27 protein-coding genes and 1 tRNA gene are annotated in these 25879 nt (G+C 65.8%); 6 read left to right on the top strand and 22 right to left on the bottom strand.

Going from position 1 to position 25879, the window contains the following annotated elements:
* Nucleotides 1-34: 34 nt before the first annotated feature.
* From ACG2LG_RS03960 to ACG2LG_RS03950, 3 genes are read right to left on the bottom strand one after another with little or no spacing between them, the layout of a single operon-like run.
* Complete coding sequence (locus ACG2LG_RS03960; RefSeq protein WP_396256511.1) at nt 35-640, bottom strand: methyltransferase domain-containing protein; 606 nt, start codon at nt 638-640, stop codon at nt 35-37.
* A 24-nt stretch (nt 641-664) separates the two neighbouring features.
* On the bottom strand, nt 665-1525 hold the full coding sequence (locus tag ACG2LG_RS03955) for a hypothetical protein (protein ID WP_396256509.1): 861 nt from the start codon (nt 1523-1525) through the stop codon (nt 665-667).
* A complete protein-coding gene (locus ACG2LG_RS03950) occupies nt 1522-2064 on the bottom strand; it encodes a hypothetical protein (protein WP_396256507.1) in 543 nt (180 codons plus the stop codon). The genes ACG2LG_RS03955 and ACG2LG_RS03950 overlap by 4 nt, the downstream gene beginning before the upstream one ends.
* Nucleotides 2065-2260: 196 nt before the next feature.
* Here ACG2LG_RS03950 and rpsP point away from each other — a divergent pair, with 196 nt between their 5' ends.
* The 5 genes from rpsP (at nt 2261) to ACG2LG_RS03925 (ending at nt 6706) form a co-directional block, all read left to right on the top strand.
* Nucleotides 2261-2515 carry a 30S ribosomal protein S16 gene (gene rpsP, locus ACG2LG_RS03945; RefSeq protein ID WP_396256506.1) on the top strand — a complete coding sequence of 85 codons (255 nt, stop codon included), beginning with the start codon at nt 2261-2263 and terminating at the stop codon, nt 2513-2515.
* A 108-nt stretch (nt 2516-2623) separates the two neighbouring features.
* Complete coding sequence (gene prfA / locus ACG2LG_RS03940; RefSeq protein ID WP_396256504.1) at nt 2624-3700, top strand: peptide chain release factor 1; 1077 nt, start codon at nt 2624-2626, stop codon at nt 3698-3700.
* A 94-nt stretch (nt 3701-3794) separates the two neighbouring features.
* Complete coding sequence (locus ACG2LG_RS03935) at nt 3795-4043, top strand: FitA-like ribbon-helix-helix domain-containing protein (protein WP_396256502.1); 249 nt, start codon at nt 3795-3797, stop codon at nt 4041-4043.
* Nucleotides 4040-4465, top strand: coding sequence for a type II toxin-antitoxin system VapC family toxin (locus ACG2LG_RS03930; protein ID WP_396256501.1), 426 nt, complete (start codon nt 4040-4042; stop codon nt 4463-4465). The genes ACG2LG_RS03935 and ACG2LG_RS03930 overlap by 4 nt, the downstream gene beginning before the upstream one ends.
* Before the next feature lie 93 nt (nt 4466-4558).
* Entirely contained in the window at nt 4559-6706 is a 2148-nt protein-coding gene (locus ACG2LG_RS03925; RefSeq protein WP_396256499.1) for an AMP-binding protein, read from the top strand.
* Nucleotides 6707-6726: 20 nt separating this feature from the next.
* Here ACG2LG_RS03925 and ACG2LG_RS03920 read toward each other — a convergent pair whose 3' ends face one another.
* Genes ACG2LG_RS03920 through ACG2LG_RS03910 form a run of 3 tightly spaced genes read right to left on the bottom strand, consistent with a single transcriptional unit; the run spans nt 6727 to nt 10131 of the window.
* A complete protein-coding gene (locus tag ACG2LG_RS03920) occupies nt 6727-7098 on the bottom strand; it encodes a hypothetical protein (protein ID WP_396256498.1) in 372 nt (123 codons plus the stop codon).
* Between the two features lie 48 nt (nt 7099-7146).
* On the bottom strand, nt 7147-8415 hold the full coding sequence (locus ACG2LG_RS03915; RefSeq protein WP_396256496.1) for a type II secretion system F family protein: 1269 nt from the start codon (nt 8413-8415) through the stop codon (nt 7147-7149).
* A 6-nt stretch (nt 8416-8421) separates the two neighbouring features.
* Nucleotides 8422-10131 (bottom strand): GspE/PulE family protein, encoded by a 1710-nt coding sequence (locus tag ACG2LG_RS03910; RefSeq protein WP_396256494.1) that lies wholly within the window; start codon nt 10129-10131, stop codon nt 8422-8424.
* 153 nt (nt 10132-10284) lie between these two features.
* On the opposite strand from ACG2LG_RS03910, the gene ACG2LG_RS03905 reads away from it, so the two are divergent.
* On the top strand, nt 10285-11199 hold the full coding sequence (locus ACG2LG_RS03905; RefSeq protein WP_396256493.1) for a hypothetical protein: 915 nt from the start codon (nt 10285-10287) through the stop codon (nt 11197-11199).
* 283 nt (nt 11200-11482) lie between these two features.
* Here the strand turns inward: ACG2LG_RS03905 and ACG2LG_RS03900 are convergent, their stop codons facing one another.
* From ACG2LG_RS03900 to ACG2LG_RS03825, 16 genes are all read right to left on the bottom strand, one after another.
* Nucleotides 11483-11833, bottom strand: a complete 351-nt coding sequence (locus ACG2LG_RS03900) for a nucleotide pyrophosphohydrolase (RefSeq protein WP_396256491.1) — start codon at nt 11831-11833, stop codon at nt 11483-11485.
* A 56-nt stretch (nt 11834-11889) separates the two neighbouring features.
* Nucleotides 11890-13125 carry a von Willebrand factor type A domain-containing protein gene (locus tag ACG2LG_RS03895; RefSeq protein ID WP_396256489.1) on the bottom strand — a complete coding sequence of 412 codons (1236 nt, stop codon included), beginning with the start codon at nt 13123-13125 and terminating at the stop codon, nt 11890-11892.
* 2 nt (nt 13126-13127) lie between these two features.
* Nucleotides 13128-13733 carry an RNA polymerase sigma factor gene (locus ACG2LG_RS03890; RefSeq protein ID WP_396256487.1) on the bottom strand — a complete coding sequence of 202 codons (606 nt, stop codon included), beginning with the start codon at nt 13731-13733 and terminating at the stop codon, nt 13128-13130.
* The gene (locus tag ACG2LG_RS03885) at nt 13730-14356 is read right to left on the bottom strand and encodes a redox-sensing transcriptional repressor Rex (protein ID WP_396256485.1); all 627 of its coding nucleotides are present in this window, start codon (nt 14354-14356) and stop codon (nt 13730-13732) included. The genes ACG2LG_RS03890 and ACG2LG_RS03885 overlap by 4 nt, the downstream gene beginning before the upstream one ends.
* Nucleotides 14357-14508: 152 nt before the next feature.
* Nucleotides 14509-15423 carry a phytoene/squalene synthase family protein gene (locus ACG2LG_RS03880; RefSeq protein ID WP_396256483.1) on the bottom strand — a complete coding sequence of 305 codons (915 nt, stop codon included), beginning with the start codon at nt 15421-15423 and terminating at the stop codon, nt 14509-14511.
* Nucleotides 15423-17951 carry a hypothetical protein gene (locus ACG2LG_RS03875; protein ID WP_396256481.1) on the bottom strand — a complete coding sequence of 843 codons (2529 nt, stop codon included), beginning with the start codon at nt 17949-17951 and terminating at the stop codon, nt 15423-15425. Before ACG2LG_RS03875 ends, ACG2LG_RS03880 begins: the two co-directional genes overlap by 1 nt.
* A 233-nt stretch (nt 17952-18184) precedes the next feature.
* Nucleotides 18185-18260: transfer RNA gene (locus ACG2LG_RS03870), tRNA-Ala, on the bottom strand.
* 75 nt (nt 18261-18335) lie between these two features.
* Complete coding sequence (locus ACG2LG_RS03865) at nt 18336-19238, bottom strand: M28 family peptidase (protein WP_396256723.1); 903 nt, start codon at nt 19236-19238, stop codon at nt 18336-18338.
* Between the two features lie 88 nt (nt 19239-19326).
* Nucleotides 19327-20571 carry a tetratricopeptide repeat protein gene (locus ACG2LG_RS03860; RefSeq protein WP_396256479.1) on the bottom strand — a complete coding sequence of 415 codons (1245 nt, stop codon included), beginning with the start codon at nt 20569-20571 and terminating at the stop codon, nt 19327-19329.
* Between the two features lie 107 nt (nt 20572-20678).
* Nucleotides 20679-21053, bottom strand: coding sequence for a four helix bundle protein (locus tag ACG2LG_RS03855; protein WP_396256477.1), 375 nt, complete (start codon nt 21051-21053; stop codon nt 20679-20681).
* A 38-nt stretch (nt 21054-21091) separates the two neighbouring features.
* Nucleotides 21092-21787 carry an energy transducer TonB gene (locus ACG2LG_RS03850; protein ID WP_396256475.1) on the bottom strand — a complete coding sequence of 232 codons (696 nt, stop codon included), beginning with the start codon at nt 21785-21787 and terminating at the stop codon, nt 21092-21094.
* Nucleotides 21784-22188 (bottom strand): ExbD/TolR family protein, encoded by a 405-nt coding sequence (locus tag ACG2LG_RS03845; RefSeq protein WP_396256473.1) that lies wholly within the window; start codon nt 22186-22188, stop codon nt 21784-21786. Before ACG2LG_RS03845 ends, ACG2LG_RS03850 begins: the two co-directional genes overlap by 4 nt.
* Nucleotides 22185-22700 (bottom strand): MotA/TolQ/ExbB proton channel family protein, encoded by a 516-nt coding sequence (locus ACG2LG_RS03840; protein WP_396256471.1) that lies wholly within the window; start codon nt 22698-22700, stop codon nt 22185-22187. The genes ACG2LG_RS03845 and ACG2LG_RS03840 overlap by 4 nt, the downstream gene beginning before the upstream one ends.
* Nucleotides 22697-24016, bottom strand: a complete 1320-nt coding sequence (locus tag ACG2LG_RS03835; protein WP_396256469.1) for a MotA/TolQ/ExbB proton channel family protein — start codon at nt 24014-24016, stop codon at nt 22697-22699. The genes ACG2LG_RS03840 and ACG2LG_RS03835 overlap by 4 nt, the downstream gene beginning before the upstream one ends.
* A gap of 14 nt (nt 24017-24030) precedes the next feature.
* Complete coding sequence (locus ACG2LG_RS03830) at nt 24031-24786, bottom strand: DUF3450 family protein (protein ID WP_396256467.1); 756 nt, start codon at nt 24784-24786, stop codon at nt 24031-24033.
* A 163-nt stretch (nt 24787-24949) separates the two neighbouring features.
* The gene (locus ACG2LG_RS03825; protein WP_396256465.1) at nt 24950-25876 is read right to left on the bottom strand and encodes a metal ABC transporter permease; all 927 of its coding nucleotides are present in this window, start codon (nt 25874-25876) and stop codon (nt 24950-24952) included.
* Between the last annotated feature and the right edge of the window lie 3 nt (nt 25877-25879).

Genomic DNA, 25879 nt, shown 5'->3' with positions numbered 1-25879 from the left:
CACGAGAGCGCGGGTCCGCAACCCTGTGGTGAGTTCAGCCGTGCCGAACAAATTGGGCCAGCCATTCCCGCCCCAGTCTCGAGGGGAAGGCCCGGTCCGGCACCTTTCCCCTTTCTAGCGAAAACGATGGTGCCAAATGTCTCTCGATCTCCGCCTTGCTGCTCGGGTGGGGCGGACTGCCGTCGGGGTTGTCCGGATCCAGGTAAAAAACTCCGATCAGGCGTCCGCCGGGCCTGATCCAGCGGGCGACCGCCTCGGCATAACGCGAACGGTCTTCCGGCTCGATGGCGCAGAAACAGGTGTGCTCCCACACGGCGTCGAAGCTGGAGTCGTCCGACCAGTCGAAGAGATCCCCTTGCACGTATGCCTCGCCGTTGATGGCGGGGTGCGAGCGCGCGACCTCGACGGCAGTCGGCGAGAGGTCGAGGCCCGTGACCCGCGCCCCCGCCGCCGCCAGCGCCCGGACGTCGTGACCGGATCCACACCCCGGCACGAGGATTCTCGCGCCGTCGACAAAGCCGTCGTCCCACTCGTCCAGATACTCAAGCAAGGGCGGGGCCGCCTCGCCCTTGTCCCACGGGGTGTCGCCCGCCATCCAGTGGTCTTCCCAATTCCGGCTCACGGCACAGCAGTCGTTCACACTCTCCCGCGAGGCAAGCCGCGATCACAGCCCGCCAAGCGAGTCGTTGGGGTCCCCCTTCTGCCGCGAAGGCGATTGGGTGCTGCTCCGAAAATCGATCACCGCCCCCACCCCGGCCCCGCATTTACCCCCCAGTCGGGGTGGCGGGAGTCTTTCGGGAAAGCGGTATCGGGCGCGCCGACGGAGCACGAAAGTTGCGAGCGAGGCGGCGAGAATGCCACCGGCGACGACTCCGATCGGCACGCCCCAGTCGGTGACCCACTGATCGAGAAGCGCCATGAGGCTGTTCTCCGGCTGCCGCCCCGGCGTCCCGTCGCCCCGTTTCTCGCCCGGCCCGGCACCCGAGGGCCCGCCTTCCAGACCCGCCTCCTGCTCGATCCAGAAAATGCCGATCGCGAGCTGAATGCAGAACTCCTCGAGTTGCTCGGCGGCGACCGTCTTCGCCTCCGCCGCCTGGACCGCCTGGCGTCGCAAGCGCTCAAGTTCGGCGGGTTGGAGCACCTCGGCAATCCGCGGGCTGAGGATGAGTTTCACGCGATCCGGCTGGCCGAGGAAATACAGTGCGATCAGCGACGGCCGGCCTTCGCCGAAGAACCGCTCACCGAGTTCCTCGACCCGGACGTCGGGGGGAATCGTCTGTTCCTTGTCAAACAGCAGAAGATAAAAATCGATCTCCGAGTCCTCGGAATGATAGGCGAGGAATTCCTCCCGCTGCCGCCGGTCGCTGTTGGAAAGCAGCCGCTGGGGATCCGCGAGGAAGGTGTCCGGCTTGCGCCCGAAGTAGGTTTCCAGGTGCTGGTCGGGCACCATGAGATCCACCTGGGCCGGCGCGGTTTGCGCCGCCAGCCATCCGAGGGCGATCGAAACCAGCAGCGCCCCTCTCACGCGCCTCCCCCTTTCCGCTCGAGGCGGCGTGCCTTCCTCGATCGCCGGACCAGCACGAAGGCCAGCTGCTCGATCACCCGCTCGACCCCCTCGCCGTAGCGCTCCTCGACCCAGTAGGCATGCGCCCGGCTGAGGATCTGAAACGTGTCGGACTCGGAGAGATGGCCGTCGATCCGGTAGCCCCAGCAAAGCGTCGCCATGTGGGCATCGGCATCAATCGCGAGCAGCACCAGCCCCGAAGCGTCCCGATCCTCCGGCAAATCCTCGAAACTGGCCCGGTTGATGAGCCAGAAGCCGAACTCCCGAAGATCCTTCCCCGCGCCACTGCCGGTGTGCAGGGCGAACGACAGTTGGGGGAAGCGGGCGGAAAAGCCGGACATCAACCGCATCACCCGCTTGCGCTCCGCACTCCGGATCAAGCCCGCCCGGTCCTCCAGCAGGCGGCACGACCGGGGAAAATCGCTGAAACGCTCGTCCGATCGCGCGAGGTCGAATCCGCAATGCGGGCATGACGACGCCCCCGCATGGATCGCTTGCACGCAACTCGGACACCTCATCACTGCCGTCAACGCTAGAAAGCGTCGATTTCCCGGTCAAAGCCAATCCCTCACCCCGTCCGCCCGAATGTTTCAGGATCCCGATATTTGTGAGGATTCTGCTTGGCAAGCGGGGTCGTCCCATGCATTTTCCGCGCCCGCCGTCGGCCTGACGGTCCGGTCCAATTCCAGATTCGCTATGGTTTCTCTCCGTCTCAACCGCAAGGGCACGAAAGATCGTCCCTACTACAAGATCGTTGCTGTCGACAGCCGCAAGCGCCGTGACGGCCGCTACATCGAGCAATTCGGCACCTACGATCCGATGCAGGACGGCGAGAACTACACCATCGACCTGGAGAAGGCCGACAAGTGGCTCGCCGTGGGCGCCAAGCCCTCCGACACGGTCAAGAGCATCATCCGCAAGGCGCGCACCGCGGCCAAGGCGGAGGCCTGATCCGGGTCCCACGCATTCTTTCGATCGGCCGCGCTCCCTCCGGGTCCGCGGCCGATTTCTTTTCCGGGATTGCGGGTTGGATCCGCGCTCCGCAAGCTCCTCCCGTCCATGGATTTCGCCGCGCTCATCGAACAACGCCGACGCCGCTTCGCCGAGCTTTCGGAAGCGATCGAGGACCCTTCCCTTTTCGCCGATTCGAAACGCGCGGGTGAGGTAATGCGCGAACACCGCCGCGTAAAGGAATCGCTCGACCTGTGGGAGGAATTCAACCGCGTGAAGGAGGAACTCGCCGACCATCAGGAAGTCGCCCGGGGCGAGGATGAGGAACTGGCGGAACTCGCGCGCGAGGAGATCCCGGAGCTGGAAACGAGAGTGCCGCAGCTCGAAGAAAAGCTCCAGTATGCCCTGCTGCCGGCGGATCCCGACGAAGACCGCGACGCCATCGTCGAGATCCGTGCCGGGGCCGGAGGTGACGAGGCCTCCCTCTTCGCCGCCGAACTCATGCGGATGTACCAGCGCCATGCCGAGAACCGCGGCTGGAAGGCCGAGCATCTTGGCAGCAGCCCGTCCGAAGTCGGAGGATTCAAGGAGGTCGCCCTGCGCGTCAGCGGCGAGGAGGTCTTCCGCTTCCTCAAGTACGAGAGTGGCGTGCACCGGGTGCAACGGGTCCCGGCGACCGAGACCCAGGGCCGCATTCACACCTCGACGGTGACGGTCGCGGTCCTCCCCGAGGCCGAGGAGGTCGACGTGCATATCCGTCCGGATGAACTCCGCATCGAGGTCTGCCGTGCCGGTGGCGCCGGCGGCCAGCACGTCAACCGGACCGAATCCGCCGTCCAAGTCTTCCACCTTCCCACCGGAATCATGATCCGCTGCGAGGACGGCCGCTCGCAGACGCAGAACAAGGAGCGGGCACTCCAGATCCTGCGCAGCCGGCTCTACGAGCAAAAGGTCCGCGAGGAGCAGGAAAAATACTCGGCCGAGCGCCGCAAGCTGATCGGATCCGGAGACCGCTCGGAAAAGATCCGCACCTACAATTTTCCGCAGAGCCGCATCACCGACCACCGGATCGGGCTCACGACCCACAACCTCGACGGCATCCTCGATGGTGCCCTCGAGGAGATCACCGAGGCGCTCCAGCGTGCGGAAATGGCGGAGCGCCTCGCCGAGGCCGGAAGCCGCTGAAGGCCCCGGCCTCTCAGAGCAACCCGTGGCGAAATGGTCGGCTGGCGGAAATTTGACATCATTGATTGCATCCACTAATCTCCGGCAGATCACCATGGCCAGCATCACCATCCGCGACCTGCCCGACAGCACCAAGGAAGGGCTCCGCCGCCGAGCCGCCCAAGCGGGGATTTCGCTCGAAGCCTACGCGCGGCAAATCCTCCGAGCGGCCTCCACGGCAAGTGTCGCCCCGTCATCCACTCTGGCGGACATCAGCCGGGAGTGCTTCGGCCCGGACCACGGGGTGGACCTGGAAATGGCCCCTCGCGCGACCAAGCGCCCGCCGGTTGATTTCGCGCCATGATCGTGCTCGACACGAACGTCATTTCCGAAGCGATGCGCGCCACTCCCGATTCCCGGGTGCATGCCTGGCTGCAGGGAAAGAAGCTCTTCGATCTCGCCCTCTCCACCATCACCATCGCCGAGATCCAGCGCGGCCTGAAGCGCCTTCCCGCCGGTCGCCGCCGAGCGGATCTTGAGCAGCGGTTCGGCGATTTTGTCGGACGAGGCTTCGGAGGACGCATCCTCACCTTCGACGAAGACTGCGCCACGCTCTACGGCGACTTGTGCCGACTGCGGGAAGCCAAGGGCCTCCACGCCGATCCCATTGACATGATGATCGCTGCGGTGGCCCGCAACGCGAACGCCGCTCTTGCCACGCGCAACATCGCCGACTTCGAGTCCTGCGGGCTTCGCCTGATCAATCCATGGATGGAAAGCGCCTGACCCCGCCCTCCGGCGAATTTTCCCGCCCGAAGTCGCTTTTCCCGTGATTCCAACGCAAGGACGGTCAGAATCCGCCCGTCACCCACCCACTCGATGAGCCAGGCCGTCAAAATACTGCACGCCGACCGGATCCCAACCACCGGATGCCTGGTGGTGCCGGGTCGTGTGGCCTTCCACGAACTGCTGCATCTGGAGCAGCTCTTCGCCGGCCGGACGATCACCTGGCTGATCGAAGAAGAGACCACCCTGGATGCACCGATCGAGGCCTTTCTTGCAAAGTCCGGATCGGGGGCGGTCTTTTCGGCTGACGACGCCGATCCCGCGACCGCCGGCCTTCAGCTCCGGGAGTCGATCGACGATGGCGGGGTGCTGATCTTCGTTCACGGAAGAAGCGTTGCGAGGGCTTCGACCCCCTGCCACATCCCGGGCCCCGTGTTGACCACCCTCGGCAAGTTCGGACTCCCCACGCTGCCGCTGGCCGTCGAATACCCGCGCGAGTCGACCCTGAGCATCGAGCACGATGCCAACCTTCCCGGTGCGATCATCTCGGTCGGTCAGCCGATCGCCGCCGACCGCGTGTCCGCGGCCCGCATCCAGGAGTCGCTCTTCACCGCCGCCGAGGAAGCCTTCTCGCAGCGCCCGCTGCTCGGTTCTTCGCTCGGCACGGCCCTGCTCAATGGCCTCAAGCGCCACACGCGGACAAAGATCCGCGACGGGGCGGATGACTCGTCGCTCGGCTTCGACCGCCTGCTGGCGGCCGCCCTGGTCTTTTCGCGCTACATCCGCGAGGAGACCGACAACCCCCGCGTCGGCATCATCCTTCCTCCGGGCAAGGCGGGCATGGTCGCCAACCTCGCGGTGATCTTCGCCGGCAAGGTTCCGGTGAACCTGAACTTTACCGCCAGCCACGAGGCGATCCGGTCGGCCATGCGTCAGGCCAAGCTCGACCGCTTCATCACGGCGGATCCCTTCGTCCGGAAAGTTCCCTCCTTCCCGTGGCCACCGAACCGCGACCTCATCTTCGTTGAGCGGGTGCTGCCCAAGCTGAAGAAGAAGATCATCACGTGGGCCATCCTTTCGCGCCTGCTCCCGGCCGGCGTGATCCGCACTTTGTTCCGGATCGGCAAACAACGAGGTGACGACGAGGCGGTGCTCCTCTTCACCTCGGGCTCTTCCGGAGAACCCAAGGGCGTGCCCCTTTCCCATCGCAACGTGCTCGGCAACGTTTGTCAGTTCGCCACCCGGCTTCAGGCCCCGTCCAGCTCGAAGATCCTCGGCTGTCTGCCATTGTTCCACTCCTTCGGCTGCACCGTTACCCTCTGGTATCCGGTCATCGAGGGCCTCGACCTCGTGACCTACCCGAACCCGCTCGACACGAAGCGGCTCGGCGAGCTGATCCAGAAACACGGCGTCACCTTCCTGCTCGCCACCCCGACCTTCCTCCGCGGCTACATGCGGCGGGTGAAACCCGAGCAGCTGAAGTCGCTGGAACTGGTGGTCACCGGGGCGGAGAAGCTGCCGCGCAACCTTGCCGAGTCCTTCGAGGAACGCTTCGGCCTCGCCCCGCAGGAAGGCTACGGACTCACCGAGACCTCGCCGGCCACCAACGTCAACCTCCCCTCGCCCACGGGCGGCGAAGGCGAAACGGTCGTGCCTTCCTCGCGTCCCGGATCGGTGGGCCACCTGTTGCCGGGCATCGCCGTGCGCCTGACCAATCCGGCGACCGACGAACCCTGCCCGCTGGACCAGCAGGGCATCATCTGGCTCAAGGGCGCGAACATCTTTCCCGGCTACCTCGACGACCCCAAGAAGTCCGCCCAGGTGCTCGACGGCGACGGCTGGTTCCGCACCGGGGATGTCGGCCGTGTCGACGCCGACGGCTTCCTTTACATCGAGGGCCGCATTTCCCGCTTCTCGAAAATCGGGGGTGAAATGGTCCCCCACGAGACCGTCGAAGCCGCGGTCAACAAGGCCCTCGGCCTCGACTCGGAAGCCGAGCGGAAAATCGCCATCGTCGGCGTGCCCGACGAAAAGAAAGGCGAGGCGATCATCCTCCTTTCCACCGTGGCCGGGCGGGCCCTCGAGCAGGAATGCATCGATCTGCGCTACAAGCTCATGGATGCCGGCCTGCCGAGCTTGTGGTGCCCCCGGGCGATCCTTCCGGTCAGCGAGATCCCGGTGCTCGCCTCCGGCAAGCTCGACCTCAAGGGCTGCCAGGAACTGGCCGAGGCGGAGTCCTGAGAAGGGCGCCCGGCCTGACCTCAGCGCACGATCACCCGGCCTTCGTTTTCACTCCAGATCCAGACTTCTTCCCCGCCGCGCGACTCGCGGATCTCCTGATGGAACCACCCGTAGCGGGGTGAGTGCGTGAAGTCGTAGCACCGGACCCGGCGACCCAGTCCCTTGTCTCCTATCACCGGATGCACCGCCGTGACCCGGATCACGGTGCGGGCCTCGAAGCCATCCTCGCTCTTCTTCGAGCCCTCGACGATGCTGGCGATGCGGATCCCGCTTTCGCGGATCTCGATTGCCTCGGCGATGAGCGAGCGGGCCATCGCCTCGGAGAATTCCTCGCCCCGGGCCTTGCCCATCCACAGCAGCACCAGCACCAGCATCAGCCACATCGCTTTCATCATAACGATGAAACGGGCAACCGGCCGGATCTATTCGGTCAATTCCGCTCAGGATCGCGAGTTCAAGTTCGAGATCGTCTGGAAGATCGCGCTGATCATCAGGTAAACGACCGAGCCGATGACCATGGCCATCACGATGAGGATCACCGGCATGATCAGGGCCATGATCCGGCTCAAGTCATTGTTGAGCTCCTTGTCGTAGCGCTCCGCCGCGCGACGCAGCGACTGGTCGATTTTTCCGGTTTGCTCGCCCACCGACACCATGTCGATCAGCAGCGCCGGGAAGTTGCCGGTCCGGATCATCGCCTTCGAAAGCGACCGACCATCGCCGACCTGCTCGATCACCTCATTGAGCGCGACCCGCAACGAATGGTTCTGGGTCGCGTCGCGCGAGAGTTCGAGTGCCCGGAGGAGAGTCAGACCGTTCCCCACCAGGTTGGCCATCGTTTCCAGGAACTGGACGTAGAAGCGGCTCGAAATCACCCGGCCGACGAGAGGGATCTTGAGCTTCATCCCGTCCCATGTCGGGCGGTTCTCCTCGTTGTCCTTCCACGCCTTGAAGAACAATCCCCCGGCCACGAGAAGAATCAGGTAGACGTACCAGAACTGCCCGAAGTGATCGGTCACCGCGACCAGTGCGACGATCGGACCGGGGAGCTTGCCACCCGACGTGGTCTCAATGAGCTGGGTGAGCTGCGGGATGAGGATGGTGACGAAAATCACGATCACCCCGACCACCGCAAGGATCAGGAAAGCCGGATAGATCATCGCGAGGATGAGCCGTGACCGAAGTTCCGAGAGCGTCTTGAGGTAGTGGGCCTGGCGGTTGAGGATCGTGTCCAGCGCCCCCGATGCCTCGCCCGCCGCCGCCAGCGAACAGTAGAGCGGCCCGAAGCTCGGGCTGGTCCGCTTGAGCGCGACCGAGAAGTTGGTTCCGTCGCGCACCATGTGGCGGATGCTTTGGGCGACCTCCTTGAGCGATCCCAGCTCCTGCCGGTTCTCCATGGCCCGAAGCGCCGGCTCCAACTGGAGGCCGGCCGCCAGCATGTCGGCCAGTTCCTCGGTGAAGAGAACGACCTCCGGTTGCTTCAGCCGGATCAGCCCGTCGGCGCCGGTGGTCGCCGAGGATTCCTTGTTCGCCTTCGCCTTGCGCGGCGCGGGACGGTTGGACATTTCGGCGGATGCCTGCTTGATCGAAACCGGCTGCAGGCCCTTGCGGTCGAGCAGGCGCAGCGCCTCGTTGCGGTCGCCGGCATCCAGCTTGCCGGTCTGCACGCCTCCGCCGGGGCCGAGAGCTTTGTAGGTGAACGCGGGCATGAACTCTTACTCTCCGCCGGTATCAGTCGCCGTCACCGAGATCACTTCCTCGATCGTCGTCGTCCCCTGCATCACCTTGTACCATCCGTATCCGCGCATCGGGACGTAGCCGTCCTTGACCGCCTGCATCCGAATCTCCGGGGCGGGCGCACTGTGGGCCACCAGTTCCTGCATCGCATTGCTCAGGACCACGACCTCGTAGATCGCGAGTCGACCGGAAAAGCCGGTGTCACGGCAACGGTCGCAGCCGTTCGCGGAATACGCCTGGCCCTCGAGGTTGAGGGGGATGCCGAGATCGCGCCGATCCTGCTCACTCAACTCGCGGGGGGTCTTGCAGTGATCGCACAGACGACGCACGAGGCGCTGGGCCAGGAAGGCACGGACGGCGGCCGACACCAGGAAAGGCTCGACCCCCATGTCGGTCAGACGGCTGATGCCGCCGAGCGCGTCGTTCGTGTGCAGGGTGGAAAAGACCAGGTGACCGGTGAGCGAGGCGCGGATCGCAATCTCGGCCGTTTCCAGGTCCCGGATCTCACCTATCATCACGATGTTCGGGTCGGCACGGAGGATGGACCGCAGGCCGGCGGCAAAGGTCAGGCCGATGTCCGACTTCACGGCGATCTGCATCACGCCCGGCAACTTGTTCTCGACCGGATCCTCGATCGTCACGATCCGCTGGTCGGGCCGGTTGATCTCGCTGAGGAAGGAGTAGAGGCTGGTCGACTTGCCGGAACCCGTCGGACCGGTGATGAGAATGATGCCGTTCGGCAGATCCAGCAGCTGCTCGATCTTGTGCCGGACGAAGGGCTCCATGCCGAGGCGGTCGACATTGAAACGCTGCTGGTTGAGGAGACGCAGCGAGACGCTCTCGCCCTCGACGGTCGGCACGGTCGCGACCCGGACGTCGATCGTGGTGCCCTCGAAGGACAGGTTGATCCGGCCGTCCTGCGGAAGCCGGCGCTCGGCAATGTCGAGGCGCGACATGATCTTGAGTCGCGCGATCACCGAGCTTTGCAGGGCCTTGATGTTCTCGGGAACCGCGACCTCGACCAGACCACCGTCGATGCGGTAGCGGATGCGCAGGTTGTCGGCCAGCGGCTCGACGTGGATGTCCGTCGCCTGCTGGTCGAGCGCCTCGCGGATGATCTGGTTGACGAACTTCACGACGCTGGCCTCCTCATCCTCGTCATCGTCGATGACGTTCGCCTCGTCGGCATTCTCGAGGTTGGCGAAATCCATCTCCCGTCCCTCGAGAATCTGCTCGAAAGTATCGGCACCCACCCCGTAGAGGCGACGCACGGCTTCGTGCACCCGCCGGCGGGAGGCCATGCACCACTCGACCGGGATCTCGATTTCCTGCGCCACGGCCTGGCGCGCGACCAGGTTGAAGGGATCGAAGGTGGCAAGCTTGAGCCGTGGGTTCTCCTCGTCGCCGAGGATCTCGACCGGCAGCAGGCGGTACTTCAGCGCGACCCGCGGTCCGCAGGCCTCGCGCAATGGCAGCGGTGCCTCGGGCTGGGGAATGCTGCTCAGCCACTCCATCCCGATCGCCTCCGCCAGTTCGCGCATGTAGGCCTCCTCGTCCACGACGCCCGCATCGAGCAGGTCGTCGATGGGCGAGCGCTGTCGCTGAGATGCCGATTCCAGCACCTCCTCGACCTTTCCGAGGTCCTGGCAGCCGCTGCGGCGGGCGGGTTCGATCAGAAGTTCGGTCATTCGGCTGGACGTCTTCTCCTTTAAAACCACCCGGCCTGCAACCTTGTCTCTGGAAAATCCGCCCATCGATCCGAGCCCCCCGAGATCGGTGCTCGCGGTCGCGAGACGGATTTCTCAAGCCTTCCCGCGGAATCCGCGGTAGTCTGCGCCGTGATGAAGGGCTTCCTCCTCATGGCCGCCGCCGGCTTCCTGACGACGGTCAGCGGTCTCGAGGTGCTCCGCCCCACGCCGCTGCGGTGCGAGCCGGTGAAAGGTGAGACCCGCACCTGGGACACCCGCCATTTCCGCATCGTCTCGGAAGTCGACCTGCCCGAGTTCGACCTCCACCGGCTCGCGGTGGTTGCCGACTCGACGGCCCGTGCGGTCGGGGCCCACCCGATCGCGTGGTTTGATCCGCCCCGGCATCACCGGCCCGAGCTGCGGATCTTTCGCGACGCGGAGAGCTACGAGAACGGCGGCGGGGCTCCGGGCAGTGCGGGATCCTACGTCTGGGGCGAAGCGGCGGTCGCACTCGACGCCGGGCACCTGTTTCCACCGGTCGATCCCCAAAGTCGGCTCCGGCCGATGCCCGACGAAGCCACCGTCGTTCATGAAATCGTGCATCTTTGCATGCACGGATCGCAGGGGCAACTGTCCCAGTGGTTCAGCGAGGGGATTTGCGAATACTACGCCGCCGCTCACCTCGGCGGTGGCCGCTTCGATTTCCGCGACATGGACCGCCAGATCCGCCGACACGTCCGCAGGCGCTTCGGCGACGAGGTCGAGGTCATTCCAGCCCTGCCGCTCGACCAGATCGTCGGCCTCGACCACAGGGCCTGGCTGAGGCTGATGTTCCGGATTCCGGCGGAAATTCGCTACCATGGCTACATGTCCGCGCTGCTCCTCACCCACTACCACCTGCATGGCACCGAGCGCAGGAAAGCACTTGAGGAATGCTTCTCCGCCAGGCCCGTCGAGAATCCTCAAAGCTTTGACCGTCTGGGAGATACAACGAGCGATCTCGAGAAGTCACTGGCCGCGTACTGGCGGTCCCGCGGGCTGGGAATTTCCTTCGAGAAAGGCCCCTGAACCCGCCCGGCGAGCTTGATTGTCTCGCTTAGGTAGAAGTTCGTATCATTTTATGCTTTATTTTTCTAAAATAATTGGCATCTTTCCAGCGTGCTTCGGCACCGGTCCACCAGATCGGGCATGCAACCAGCCGCTTATTCGGACTCCGGGGGGAGGTCGCTGAGCGGTGCAGCTCGTTCGGGATTGGGCTCAGAAAAGGCGCGAGTTGCGAATCCGGGGGGAATCCAGCTCGCGTCTTTCTTTTTGCCCGGCGGCCTCGCTCCCCCGCGTCTGAAGCGCAGGCTTACAGTTCGTTGTATTTGAGGTTGTTCCCTTTGGCTTTCTCGACGGGGTAACGTTTCTCGTTGCGGTCGATCTTGGCCGCCATTTCGGCACCGAGGTCGAAGCCGAGCCGATCCGCCATTTCCAACAACAGAATCCCGACATCGGCCATCTCCGAACCAATTTCAGCCCGCTTCGCCGCGACCCGGGCATCGATCTGCTCCGGTTGCTGCCAGACGAAGTGCTGCATCAATTCCCCCGCCTCCGCCGCGATCGCGACGGCCATGTCCTTGGCGTTGTGGTAGGCGTCCCAGTCGCGGGCGGCGGAAAACTCACGGATGCGGCCGGTCAGCTCGCGGATCGAATCGGACATGCCACCGGAGATCGCAGCCGACCCGCTTTCTGCCAAGCGGATTCCCGCGGCCTTCCTCAATCATCCGAAACGGACAATTCGAGCGCCCGCCGCATCAAGCGGTGGTCTTCGCGGTGGATGGGATCCACCTCGCCCCGGCCCGCGAGGGCGAGCGCCTGCCGAAGCTGATCCTCATCGGCCTCGGCGCGCAGCCAGCGCCCGAAGACGGCAGTGGCCACGGCGTGGTGCATTCCGGGATTCCCCATCGTGCAAGCCTCCGCCAGTTCGAAGGACTGCATCGCGGATCCCATCAGCACAGTCAGTTGCCCGGGGTCGGCCGTCTCGTCATCGAACTCGACGAGGATCAGCGTCGAGCGACCAGCGGACAACCCGACCTCGAGGGCATCGTCGTCGCGGGTTCCGAACGACCCGACCACCCGGCGGTTGCTCCTGCTTTCGGAAAGCACCTTCAGGTCGTCGACGGCCTCGTCGCCCGTGGCAAGCTGAACCCCGATCCAGCGCGACCCGCCCCAGTCGAGACGGTACAGCCCCAATTTCAGGCCGCCCACCTCGCGATCGGTTGGCAGCGTCACCGAGTTGACCATCTCTTCGACCCTGACGGCGCCCGCCGGTGGCAGTTCCCCCTTCTCCTCGATCCAGCGGCGAACCCAGGTCGGGCTTGCCGTTCCCACCGCCACCGGAAGGCGCAGCACCGCGGAGTTGCTGAACGAACTCTGGTTGGTGGTTGCCGGGAGTTCGGTCGCCTCCGGCAAGGGACCCTGCGAAAGCTCGCGCGCGACGGATTCCAGAAAATCGCCACTCGCCGTGGAAGCGCCACCACCGCCGGTGGTCGCATGGGCCCCACCTGCCGCAGCGCCGGTGACGCCTCGTCCGGGAGTCGGTCCGGGCTGGGGAAGCAGCGCGACCTCGCGCGCCGTCGGCCCCTCGACCCGCCCGGGCCCGTCCCCGAGCCGGCTCATCAACACCGCGGTGAAAGCCACCACCGCCGCCGCACCCAGACCGGTGAGCCAGGGCAGACGCGACCGCTTCGCCGAACGAAGTTCGACGATCTTCCCGGAAGTTTCCTCCCGGCCCGCACGGAGCACTGCCTCCCGCTGTGCCGGACGCAGCTCCACGGCCCCTTCCGGCCCCAGCGTGTCCTTGAGAAAACCGGTCATCACACCCGCCTCGCGCAGGGCCATGCCCACCGCCGGGTCCGAGGCACCGGCGCGCTCGATCTGCCGCGCCTCCTCACTCGACAACTCGCCGAGGTGGTAGGCTGTGATCCGGGGATCGTCGGGTCGAATGTTCATCATCATTGGGAGTCGAAAAGGTCCGGTGGAAGGATCGACCGCAGCCGTTTCAGCCCGGCATGGATCAGGAAGCCGACGTTGCCGTTGCTGAGGCCGGTCTGCTCGCAGATCTCGTGGTAGCTCAGTCCGTCGCGGAATTTCATCAGGATCACGGTCTTCTGGTTTTCGGAGAGGCGGTCGAGGTAGCGCATGACCTCGGCCACGCGCTCGTTGCGGTCGGCCTCGTCGTCGGGGCCGATCGCCTCCGACGGCAGCCCGCCGCGTTCGTCTTCATTGAGCTCCCCCATCCGGGATTCCTTGCGCAGGACATCGAGGGCGCGGTTCCTGCAGACCGTGAAGAGCCAGCTCTTCAGGCCATCCCGGACCTTCTCGACATCCTGGCGGCAGAGCCGGATGAAGGTGTCCTGAACGACGTCCCGCGCGCGGTCGAGATCGCGGACGAAGCCGTAGGCGTAGCCGATCAGCGGTGACTCATACTCGGCCAGCGCTCGTTCGATGAACTGCTCACGGGTTTCGACCATCTCGGTTCCGGGCCGCGGAGGCGGCGTTCCTGGCACCGGAACGCCCGACTCCGGGGATTCCTTGGGGAAATTTTCATCCCGATTCATTCCTGCCGGACGAAAAAGCTCAGATGTTCGAGCTCCAGGGCCAGGTCGACGTTGTTCACCTGGATCTCCGACGGCACTTCAAGCACCACCGGGGAGAAGTTCAGGATGCCGGTCACGCCCACCGCCACCAGCCGGTTCGCAATCGTCTGGGCCACCCCGGCCGGCACGCACAGGATCACCAGGCGGATTCCCTCGGCCTGAATGAACTCCTCCAGCTTCGATTCATGGTGAATCGGTACGCCGAGACCCCGCTCCCGGACCGCGTCCGGTTCGGCGTCGAACGCCGCGATGACCTCGAAGCCTTCCTTTCCGAAGCCCTGGTAACGCAGCAGCGCCGAACCCAGGTTTCCCGCCCCGACAAGCACCACGGGCTGCAGCCGCTCGCGCCCGAGCACGTCCCGGATCATCGACGCCAGCGTTTCGACCGGATAACCCAGCCCCCGCGTTCCAAACTGCCCGAAGTAGGCCAGGTCCTTGCGCAATTGCGAGGGCTTCACTCCCGCCGCCTTCGCCAGAGTCGAGGAGCTGACCGTTTCCTGACCGTTCTCCACCAACCGCTGCAGGCAGCGGTTGTAGATCGAAAGCCGGTAAATCGCCTTCTTGGGTATGTCGATCCGCTCCACGGGCGGCGGTAGCAAACGTTCGGGCGGGTGCCGGGTCAAGGGTGGAGCCGCTTCGGCGTGCCACTCAAAGTAGGCGGACGCGGCCAATCCCCGAATTCAAGCAGGGCCACCCAATCGGAACATGCCGGCTGACGGCCCCGATCCCGCTGAATTCATGCTCCGGTGCCCCGCCTGGAAAGCCCGAGTGCCTTCCAGAAACACATCCGCACCGTGCGTCGAGTCACCTTGACCCCCCGCTGAAGCATCGACCAATCGGCGGCGTCGAGACGGTCGAGGGTTTCGATCCCCAACAGCGCCGGAAGAGCGACGGCAATCCTCAGCCGGCGCGTGCGCAGGCGGCGGGCATAGTTCAGGCCATCGTCCATCCTCGCGCGCGCCACCTCTCGCCAGCGCGCGGATTCCACCAGGATCGCATCCGGCTTGGGCTCGGCCGGCAGGTAGCATCGCCCCTGCTCGAGGTCGCCGGGCAGGTCGCGAAGGATGTTCACCAACTGCAGGCCCCGCCCGAACCGCTCCCCCATGGCTTCGAGCTCTCCCGGATCGGAGCGGGAAAAGCGCGCGCCGAGCGTGGCAAAGCCGATCCGCGTCCAGAACAGGCCGACGCACCCCGCCACCCGGTGGCAGTAGTCCTCGAGGGAATCGGCATCCGGCATCCGGTGCTGGCCGGATGCCGATCGCTCGACGTCGAGCCGCTGGCCCGAAATGATCGTCGTCGCGACCGCCGTGACGTGCGTCCGCTCCTCGTCGGGCAAGCCGGCCAGTTGATCGAAGAGCGATACCATCCGTCCGATCAACGCGCGTTCCCCGGCATGCTCCTGGCGTTCACGGAATTCACCCAGATCGTCCCGCCATGCTTGATCCCCACCTCCGAGTTCTCCGGCGAAGCCCTCGAGCAGCGACCGCTTGAGCGCTGGTGCCACTCCCGGAGTATCGGCCAGGGTGTCGCTTGCCCGGGCCAGCAGGTACGCGAGCGCCACCGCCCCCCGCATCGGACGTGGCAGCACCCGGATCGAAAGATAGAACGATCGCGAGACCTCGCGCAGCAGCCGGAGATCCGGACGGCTCATCATTCAAAGCTGGCCAGCCTCTGCCGGTTCCAGGCGAGCGCCTCCTCGTACTCGTCACTGCCCGGCCGCTCACGCGAAAGGCCCTCCCAAACCTTCACCGCACGGGTGAAGGCGCTGGCCGAGAGCTCCTCCTTTTCGGCGATCTGGGCGGCGTGCCCGAGATCCCCGAGGACGTAGCCGAGCGAGCGCCGGATCTGCTCGCCACGGGCAATGCCGTACGGCGTGTCCAGTAGTCCCTCGAGCATGGTCACCGCCCGCTCCTCGGCGACGATCTCCCCTTCCCGGTCACCGGAAAAGCCGAGCATCCGCCCTTTTTCCCAAGTCAGCAGCGCGTAGCGGTAGCGGGCCATCGGGTCGCCATCCTCACCGACCGCCAAATCCTCCAGCAGCCGCAGCCCCTCCTCGTAGAGCGCCATCGCCTCCTCCGATTCGCCCCGGTCGCGCAGGATGCCGGCCATCAGGCCTCGCTGGGCGGCCAGGCGCGAGCGCGCGACCGCACTGTCCGGTCGCTGGGGGAGAATCTCGGTCAGCAGCTTCACCGCGCCCTTCGACATGGCCTCCGCATTGGAAACATCCCCGGCGAGGATCGCCGACTCGGCGATCGCGCCGTAGCAACCCGCCAGGTCCAGCCTCAGGCCGATGTTTTCCGGGTGCTCCTTGATCATTTCCAGCAGCGCGTCGGCCGCCAGCTTGCGAAGCGAGCGGGCATCCCCCATCTCGCCCATCCCGTCCAGGATGTCGGCCGAGGAAAGATAGCAGTCCACCAGCTCCGAGCGCAGGATGGCCGCATCCGGTCGCGAGTCGGCCAGCATGTTGAGCGACTCGGTCGCGCGGTGGAGCTGTTCCAGCGCACGGCCCTCTTCGCCCCCGTCGGCGAGCAGCATCGATTCGTGGAGATCCAGCGTGGCCAGCAGATAGGCCACCCGGTCACCGTCGATCTCGGACTGCGGCAAGGCCTCGAGCTCCGCCCGCGCCTCCGCGAAGGCGCGACCGGCATCCGCATCATTCCGCTCCTGCATCAGCAGGGCGAGCACCAGCCGATCCGTCGCCAGCCGGAGATCCAGCTCCGGCCCTTCGTCCAGAACCTGCGCCGATTCGATCGCCGACTCGATGCGCTCCGAGGCCTCGTCGGGCTCGCCCTTTGCGAGGGAAATCTCGGCAAGCTGCAGCCGGGCTCTCGCCCGCTCCGGTTCGAGTTCCTCCACGTCCGCCGTCCTTTCGATGAAACGCTCGAAGTAGTCCTCCAACCGCGACAGCCTCAGCTCCCGCCCGTCGAGCGGCGGCAACTGCCGATGACCCTCGGCCATGGCCCAGGAAAACAGCCGGTCGCCGATTTCCCGCGACTCCTCGATCCGGGCAAGCCAGGTCGAGCGCTCCGTGGTCAGCACGCGTCGCGCCTCGGCGGCATCCGTTTCCGCTGCTTCTCTTGCCGACACGGCGGTGCCGAGTTCCTGCTGCAGGCCCGCGATTTCGGAGGCCCGCTCCGTCACCTCGCGGGTGAGCTGGCTCTTCACCAACTGCCAGAGGAACACCATCGTCACCAGCGCCGCCGCCAGCAACCCGGCTGCGATGCTCGCCCGCCAGGCGGCCCGCTGGGAGCGCCGGCGCTGGTCGAGCACGGCGTCGCGCCGTTCCTCCTCGTCGATCGCCACCTCGGCCTCGCGCATCGAACGCCGGACTTCCAACGCATTCGCCGGGCGCGCCTGGGCGTCGAGCGAAAGGCAGGCATCGATGATCTCGCGGTAGCGTCGGTCGAGTTCGTTGGCCGGCTCGTCCGGCCACTCGATCGCCGCGTGCCCCTCGAGGGTCGTGGCAATCCTGCCCAGATCCGCGGCGATCCCGTCGCGGCTGATCTCCCCCTCCAGCGGAGCGACCTGTTGGAAGGTCTCGTCGCAGCGCGGAAATGATCCGGTGAGCAGCCGGAAGGCCAGCACGCCGAAACTGAAAACGTCCCAGCGGTAACCCTCCTCTTCCAGGTATCCCTGCGGGTGCCGCAGCTGTTCCGGCGGTTGATAGAGACAGGCATCCGTGAAATCGAGAGTCGCGATTCCCGGCATGTTGCCGAGAGCCCAATCGATCAGCAGCACCTGGCCCTGCTCGTCGAAGAACACATTGCCGGGCTTGAGGTTGCCGTGGGCCACCTGGCAGGCGTGAAGCGACGCCAGCCCGTCGAGGATGCCCAGCACCACGTCCCATGAATCATCACCCGGGAATTCCCCGATCCGGTGCTGCAGACTGCGCGGCCGCCAATTGCCGTCTTCGGTGGGATCCGCCAGGCATTCGGTCACCCGCACCGCCGGCCTCGAGTGGAAATCTCCTTCGAGAATCGGCAGGATCCCGTCGGGCCATCCGGCCTTTTCCAAGCGCTCGGAGGCCTGCTGCAGGAGCGAGCGGTTGACGGCCATGCCGTCGAGCAGCTTGACGGCCGTCACGGTGCCGTCGGGCTTGACGGCACGAAAGACCGCACCGCTGCTGCCGGAGGCCAGCAGTTCCCTTTCGCCAAAGGCCTCGAGTTTCGGGGCTTGCATCGGCAAAACTCTAGCGCCCGAAGTCAGGAGGCCAACCCTTCAATTCCGGGAAAATCCGGGGCCTCCGGGACGCCTCGCATCACTGCCAAGCAGAGATCCAAAGCGCTGGCTCATCTGCACCCTGTGGTGGCCTGCCACCCGTAGCTCCGGGCCTCGAAGCCCCCCGACGCTCTGCGAGCTATGGGGGGCACCACCCTCCGCTCCGGCCGCGCTTCGCTTGCCGGAGCGGAGGGTGGTGGAGCGTAGCGGATTCGAACCGCTGACCCCCTGCATGCCATGCAGGTGCTCTACCAACTGAGCTAACGCCCCTGAACCCGGACTTTCCCCCGGCGAGGTGGCGGTTGATAGGAGTATCCCCCCACCGGCGCAAGAAGAATTTCCCGGCTACCGCGCGCCTGCCAGAATCCGCACCAGCGTGGCAAGATGGGCGGTGGCCTGCGCATGCACGCCGGGGCCCGGAAGAACGTCGTCCTGCTCGCTGGGGAGGACCATCGCCCGGGTCGAAAGCCTCACGGCGGGGGCTCCCAGTTCTTCAAGCAAGGAGGCGGGATCGTGATCCTCACCAAGACAGATGGTTTCCGCCCCGGCAATCCGCACCCGGTTCTCGAAGCTCTCCAGCAGCGCCGTGTTCCTGGCCGACACGATCAGGTCGGCCGCCGTTCCGGTCGCCTCGACCACGATGATCAGTTCGACATCGCCGAGTTGATCCATCAATTGCCGGCCGACCTCCCGCACAGGTGCGTCCAGATCGTAGGCGTGGGGTACGAAGGCGAAGGTCACCGGGCGACCAAGGGTCTCGCCGGCCATGGCCTGGGCAATCGCGAGCACCGACGCCAACCCGGTGCCATTGGCCTCGACTCCCGGACTGCCCTCACGGGAATCGTAGCCGGCGACCACCGCCAGAGGCTTGCCCTCGCCCGGCAAGCGGGCAAGGACCAGCGGCCAGGTTCCCTCCGGCGTGGTCGGTCCCGGATGCATCTCCAGCGCGTAGCCGGCATTCTCGGGACCGAGCGAACTCCGGATCATCGCCGAGACCCGCTTCAGGCCGATGTGGCCGCGGTCGGACCCCAGATGACGGGGGCCGGCGATCTCGACGATCTTGCGCAGGTCGCTTTCGAGTCCCTCGGCAGAGATCGGCGTCTTGAACTTCGCCTGCTCGGGCTGGTTCTCCCCGCCGCGGTTCCACAGCCACAGACCGATCCCCGTCGAGATCACCAGCCACAGGGGCAGCAGGCTCAGAAAAATCACCACGCCGCGCCGCGGCCGCCGGTTTTCACTGCCATCCATCTCGGTCACGTCCATCCCTCACCGCAGCGCTCGTCCGGCGCAAGCGCGATTTTCAAGGGACGGACGGCAGCAATTCCCCGGTCGCGGGTCAGCGGGCGGCGTCCACCAGGCGGGCCAGGCTCTCGCGGTAGGCTTGCAGCTCGGTGGAGGTCTCGATCTCGAGCGCGGCATCCACGGCCTCAAGGGCACCTGCATAGCGGTCCCCGGACACCCGCAGACGGGCGAGTTCGATCCAGGCGTCGAAGGCGGAGAGCGAATCGGCGGTCGCCCGCTGCAGCAGGGTCTCGGCAAGCTCGGGATTGCCGGCCGCAAGCTCGTGCTTTCCGAGAACCAGTGAGGACGTCCCGTCGCTCGGGTCCCTGGCAAGCAGCTCGCGCAGGATCTCCGCGCCGGCTTCCGCATCGGTTTCCGATTCGATCATCCATTGGGCCGAGAGCCGGGTGAGCGCCACCGGGACGTCCCCCTCTTCCGGCGTCGCCTTGCCGATGAGGTCTCCTGCGAGCTTCCACTCGGCCTGGCTCATCGCGACGGCGACGAGCCCCAGCGTCCGGTCGAGCGCGGGCTTCCGTTCACCGGCGAAGGCCGCCTCGACCATCTCCGTCGCGTTCTCAACACGCCCCGCCCTCAGGTGAAGATCCGCGAGCAGCAGATGGCCATCGGGATCGAGCACTCCGAGGCGCCGGGGCAGTTCGAGGGTCTTGACCGCATCCTCCGGGCGATCGAGATCCATCAGCAGGGATGCTTGCAGGACGGCGTATCCCGCCTCCGTCGGACGCTGGCGAATCACTTCGTCGAGCAGCGCCACCGCTTCGGCGCGGGCATCCAGGTTCTGAAGGCACTGGGCCACTCCGGCTTTCCATTCCGCTGACTCCGGCTGGCCGAGCTGCGCCATCCGGTAGGCCTGCAAGGCACTCGCATACTCCCCCCGTTGCAGCCGGCAGAAGCCGAGCATGCCGTAGGTCGTGCCGTCGGAGTCACCGAGGCGCACGGCCTCCAGCAGCGATTCCAGCCCCTTCTCGATGTCCCCTTCCCTCACCCGGACCAGGCCGAGGTTGCGATGGGCCCGCCGGAACGCCGGATACTTCTCGATCGCCGCGGCGTAGGCCTCCCCGGCCTTTTCGAGTTCGCCCTCCTCGAACCGGAGGTTTCCGAGATTGAAGAGCAACGCCGCCGAATCCGACGTCAGCTTGCTGTCCTCGACCTTCTTCAACGCCCCATCGCGGTTTCCCGCCGCCATCAGCTTCTGCACCTCCAACAGCAGCCCCCTCTCCTCGGTGGAAACCACCGGTTCGATCCGCGCCTCGATCCGGTAGCTGCCGTTGAATGATTTCACGAAGGCATCGTCCTGCCAAAACGACTTCGAAACCGGCAAAGGCTCATCCGCATTGACCCAATAGCCAATGATCAACAAGAAATATCCAATAACCAAGGCGGCACGCGTCATGATTCCTCCTGATTGTTTTGGGCAGTGCGGATCGATGCGAAAATGATGGCGATCAACTCGTCGGTTTCATCGATCAGGGGTTCGATGCGCGAAACGGGGCTGACCATTTCCCACTTCCGGATGACCTTCAGCCAGATGTTGGTTTCACGAAGTTCCTTGAGTGCGATCTTTAGTTTGTGGATGAAGTCCTTCCGCGACTCCGCCGCTTGAGCCTCACCATAGTTCGGTGCCGGCGAGGTGCCACTACGGAGCATTTGTCCGCCGACATGACGTCCCGCCCGTGAGTCAGGCAGCGCTTCGGACAACCGAATCACCCTGACCGAATAGTCGATCAACCTCTCCTCAAGATCATAGCCTCGCTCCTTGGACATTGGATATTTCTTGTTGGCTGTTGGATATTGATTCCCCCTCATTTCCGGATCGTGATCGGCCAGCGCATCACGGCCTTGACCGGTTTGCCGTTGCGCGTCGGTGCGGTGAACCTTGCCGAACCCGCAATCCGCCGGGCCGGCGAAACCAACTCCGAATGGGTGGCGGAAACGACCCGCCGGACGTTCACCCGTCCGCTGGTGCTCAGCTCGACCTCGAAGTTCACCGTGCCCTGCGTGACCCCGCGCCGCGCGAGCGATGATGGGAAGGCCGCGGATCCGTGGCGCAGCAAGCGCGGCTTCGAGTCGAGTTCGTTGATCGAGTAGATCGACTTGGTCACCGCCGGCGGAGGCGAGGGCCGCGAAGGCCTCGCGGTCGGCCTTGGCTTCGGCGCCACCCGGCGGACGACCGGTTGCGGCAGCGGCGCCGGTTCGATGTCGGTGAAAAAGGTGTCCACCGGCATTTCCAGGTCGAGCGGGACATCGACCTTGGGAATGGCCACTCGGGTGGGGTCCGGCACCTCGGTGATGTTGGCGAGGGCCGGTGGTGGCGGCGGCTGTTCGGGTGGCGGATCCTCCGGTGGCGGTGGCGGCGGTTCGGGCAGGGCCGCGATCTCAACCTCCCTCAATTCCAAGTCGGTGGTGGGGACCTGCGGCATGACCAGACGCGTCAGGCCCAGCAGCGCGAGCAACGCCGCCGCCATCGCCAGGCCCAGCACTGTGGTCGTGAACTTCATTTCTCCGTGGCGAGGGATACCGATATCGCACCCGCGAGCTTCGCGGCATCGACGACCGCGACGGTGTCCTCGGTCGCGGCGGCGGCATCCGCCCGGATCACCACGGGAAGCTCGGAATCCTCTTCAAGCAAGGCCGAGACGACCGACCTCACACCGTCCATGCCGATCTCGCGTCCGCCGTGCCAGACCCGTCCCTCGTCGGTCACCGCCAGCAGGATCGCCCGCTTCTGAAGATCCTCCGCACTTGCCGCCCGGGGTTTCGAAACCTCGATCCCCGTCTCCTTCACGAAGACGGTCGTGACAATGAAGAAGATCAGCAGCAGGAACACGACGTCGATGAGCGGCGAGATGTCGAGACTCGTCGCCGACACTTCCGCGGTCGAATGTCGATAGCGTCTCATGCCCGGGGTGTCCCCGCCGCCAGGCCGCGATGGAGAAGCTTGTGGAGTTCGAGGTGGGTCGACTGCGCCTGGCGCTTCAGGAGTGCCAGCAGAAACGCCGCCGGAATCGCGATCACCAATCCCGCCTGGGTCGTCACCAGGGCCTTGGAAATCCCGGTCGAAATCGTGTCGATGGGCTCCCCTCCGGAAGAGCCCGCGAGCCCGTCGAAACTGATCAGCATTCCCGCCACGGTTCCGAGCAGGCCCAGCAGGGGTGCCATGGCCACCAGCACCGCAAGGAACGGCAGGCGCCGCTCGACCCAAGCGATCCGGTCGAGCTCGAAGGCGGCCACCCGCCGCTGCACCTCGCGCGGATCGCTCCGCTCGAGATCCAGTCCAGCCAGCTCGCGGCGGAGCCCGCGCCCGCGCCACCACACCGCCGCCACCAGTGAGTAGATCATCACCGCGACCACCAGAAGCGCCCACAAGGTGAGCCCTCCCTCGTCCAGGGTGGTGAGGATCGCGTTCTTCATTCCTTCCTCAGCGAGTTGATGAACGACAGTCCGAGTCGCTCGGTGGTCTGGACGATGCCCTGGCTCCGCCGGGCGAGGAAGGCGTGAAGGATCAGCGCCGGAATCGCCACAATCAGGCCGAAGAGCGTGGTCACCAGCGCTTCGGAAATCCCCCCGGCCAGGGGTTTCGGATCCCCGGAGCCGAACAGGGTGATCAGGTTGAAGGTGCGGATCATTCCCGAGACGGTTCCCAACAGGCCCAGCAGAGGAGCCGTCGCCGCGGTCACGGCGATCACCGGCAGCAGCGAACCCGCCTTCTGCTGCACGCCCATGAGTTTTTCGTAGAGCGTCTCCTCGACCAGCTCGACCGGCGATGAGGCGCGCTCCACCAGCGTCGTCATCACCTCCGCGGCCGGATGCGATGGCCGGGAGGCAAGCTCGGCGGCCTTGGCGGCATCACCCCCGCGCAGGGCACCCGAGATCGCGCCGACCCACGCCTCGCCGGGGTCGCGGTAGCGGGCGAAGCCGATCAGTTTCACCACACCGAAGGCAAAACTCAGCACCGCGAGGAAAAGGATCGGCCAGATCCACAGCCCTCCCTTGCGGATGAGCGCGAGCGGTCCCCCACCCACCTCCTCAAGCGCCCGTGCCTTGCCCCCGGTGACGTCGAGACCCAGCACCACCTCCTTGCCGGCGACCAGGTCGGCCACCGACCCGGGACTCTCGGAAATCACCCGCGGTCTGGCGCCGGCCCGGTCACGGACGACCGCTCCGGCGACGCCTTCGCCGGTGAACCACATCGAGGGTCCCGCCGCCGCGAAGGTCCCGCCCACCACCGCACCGGTCGGGGACGCCGCTTCACCGGGTGCCGTCGAGCCCCCCATCAATGCCTCGAGCCTATCGAGGCTTGCCTCGAGCACGACCAGCCGCTCCTGCACCGCGGCCGCCGGATCGTCGGCCTCGCCCGCCATCACCTCCGGGGCCACCCGCAACTCGGGCTCGCCGGGTCCGGACACGGTTTGAATTCTCAGTGCATGATCCTTGAGCAGCCCGGCCAGGTAGCCGGCATCACGCTCCCGGGTCGCCCGGTCGCGCTCGAGCTCGCGCATCTCCATCTCCCGATCCTCGCGGCTGGTGCGTGCGATGCGAACCAGCCGGCGCTGCTGTCGCAGCTCCAGCTCGACTTCCTCGAATTCCCTGGCCAGCAGTGGCTTCTCCTCGGCGATCGCCTGCCGCACTTCAGCAAGGCGCTCGAGCGCGCCCTTAAGGTCCGACCTGGCGTTCTCCAGCGCCGCGTCCATGTCGACGGCCCCGTGTGCGAACGAGATCGTGAGCAATGCCGCAAGCCACCTCATCGGCCGCCTCCTTCCCGCTCGATCGCAACCGGTAGCTCGACCAGTTCCGGCGGGCGCTTGCGATCCAGTTGGTCGAAGGCGCTGACGATCTCGGTCGCAAGCTCCGCCCGCTCCGTCCACTGCCAGCCATCGGTCGACGGAACCCCCACGCCCGCATTGCCTCGACGATCGGCGTAGTAGCCGCGGGCGAGGCCGAGATAGAGCACCTCCACCTCGCGATTCTCGCGGACTTCGATCGATCGGGTGATCCGCCGGTTGAACTGCTCCGCCGCACCGACCATCGCGAGGATGGCTTGCAGCGCCGGGCGGGGCTCCTCCTCCGAGCGCCATGTTTCCAATCTCAGACGATCTCCTTCGACCTCCTCGGCCAGCGGTTTCGGGAACCGCTGCGCGAGCCTCAGCATCCGCGGCCGGACGCCCGCCACCGCCTCGCGAACCTTCTCACGCGCAGCCTTGAGCCTCTCGATCTCATTGAGTCCGGCATCCCTCCGCGCCTGATACTCGTCGGCCGATCCGCCGGACTTGTCCAACTCCTCCGCCAGCAATTCCAGCTCCCGACGGTGCAGGGCCAGCAGCTCCGTCATCGACGCCTTGCGCGCCTCCCAGTCGGACTTTTCCTCCGAGATCCGGGCCTCCGTGTCGACCACCTTCGAGATCGTCTCCCGCAGCTCCACCACCGCCGCCTCTTCGGCAGCATGCACCACGGAAATCGCGAGCAGAAGGGCTCCGGTGCACGGGGTGATCAGTCTCACGGCGGCAAGCTACCTAATTGAGATTGGGGTGCAATAAGCAATCCCCGGTCAAAATCCTCGAGCCGACCCGCAGGATCGGCCAAAGAAGCACAGCGAGATCACGCTACGCTTCCATCGTTTCCAGATCTTGCAAACTTCACAAGCGGCTTCACAAGCGGCGGCGTCAGGTTTCGTTGTTGGTGATGGAGCGCCCGTCAGGCGGGCGGTGAAAAATGCCGGCCAGGAGTCCCCCGGCTGGCCCGAACAGCCACGCCAGGGCGAAGATCAGGCCCGAAGCCACCGCCATCATCCCGGAGGAGCTGGTCGCATCGGCCCCGAACCAGGCCGGCACCGCGACCGCCATCCAGTGGCCCGCCGCCGCCGCCAACACTCCCGCACCGCAGGCAATGACCAGCATCGGAACCAGACGCCGCGTCACCAGCAGGGCCGTCGCCGCCGGAACAATCAGCATCGCGATCACGATAATGCTCCCGACCGCCTCGAAGGCCGCGACCGTGGTGACGGCCACCATGGTCATCAGGAGATAATGAATGAGTTGCGATGAAAACCCCAGGGTATCCGAGAGGCCGGGATCGAAGGTGCTGAGCCGCAGTTCCTTGAACAGGATGGCGATGACTCCGAGGTTGAGGGCGGTGATGACGGCCATCACGCCGACCACTCTGGGGAACTCGAGGCCCGCCACGCGCCAGGTGTCGAGCGGCGTCAATTCCAGTGCCCCGTAGAGCACGCATCCCGGGTCGAGGTCGACCCGGTCCGCCGCCTGGACGATCATGATCAGCCCCACGGCGAACATGGTCGTGAAGACGATTCCCATGGCAGCCCCCCGGTCGACGTTTCCGAAACGGCTGATCCATTGCGTGAACACCGCCGTGAGCACGCCCACGATCGCGGCACCGACAAACATGACCAGGCTCGTCCGCGAGCCGGTCAGCAGGAATGCCGCCGCGAGGCCCGGCAGGACCGCATGGCTGATGGCATCCCCCATCATGCTCATCCGCCGCAGCACGAGGAAGCATCCCGGCAACGCGCAGGCGACGGCGCACAGGGCGCCGGCCACCACGATCCATGTGTCAAATGTGCTCCAGGACATCGT

Origin of the sequence: Haloferula sp. A504 (assembly GCF_044385805.1) — a bacterium.
Taxonomy (GTDB): Bacteria; Verrucomicrobiota; Verrucomicrobiia; order Verrucomicrobiales; family Akkermansiaceae; genus Haloferula.
This window is presented reverse-complemented; position numbering and strand designations above follow the sequence as displayed.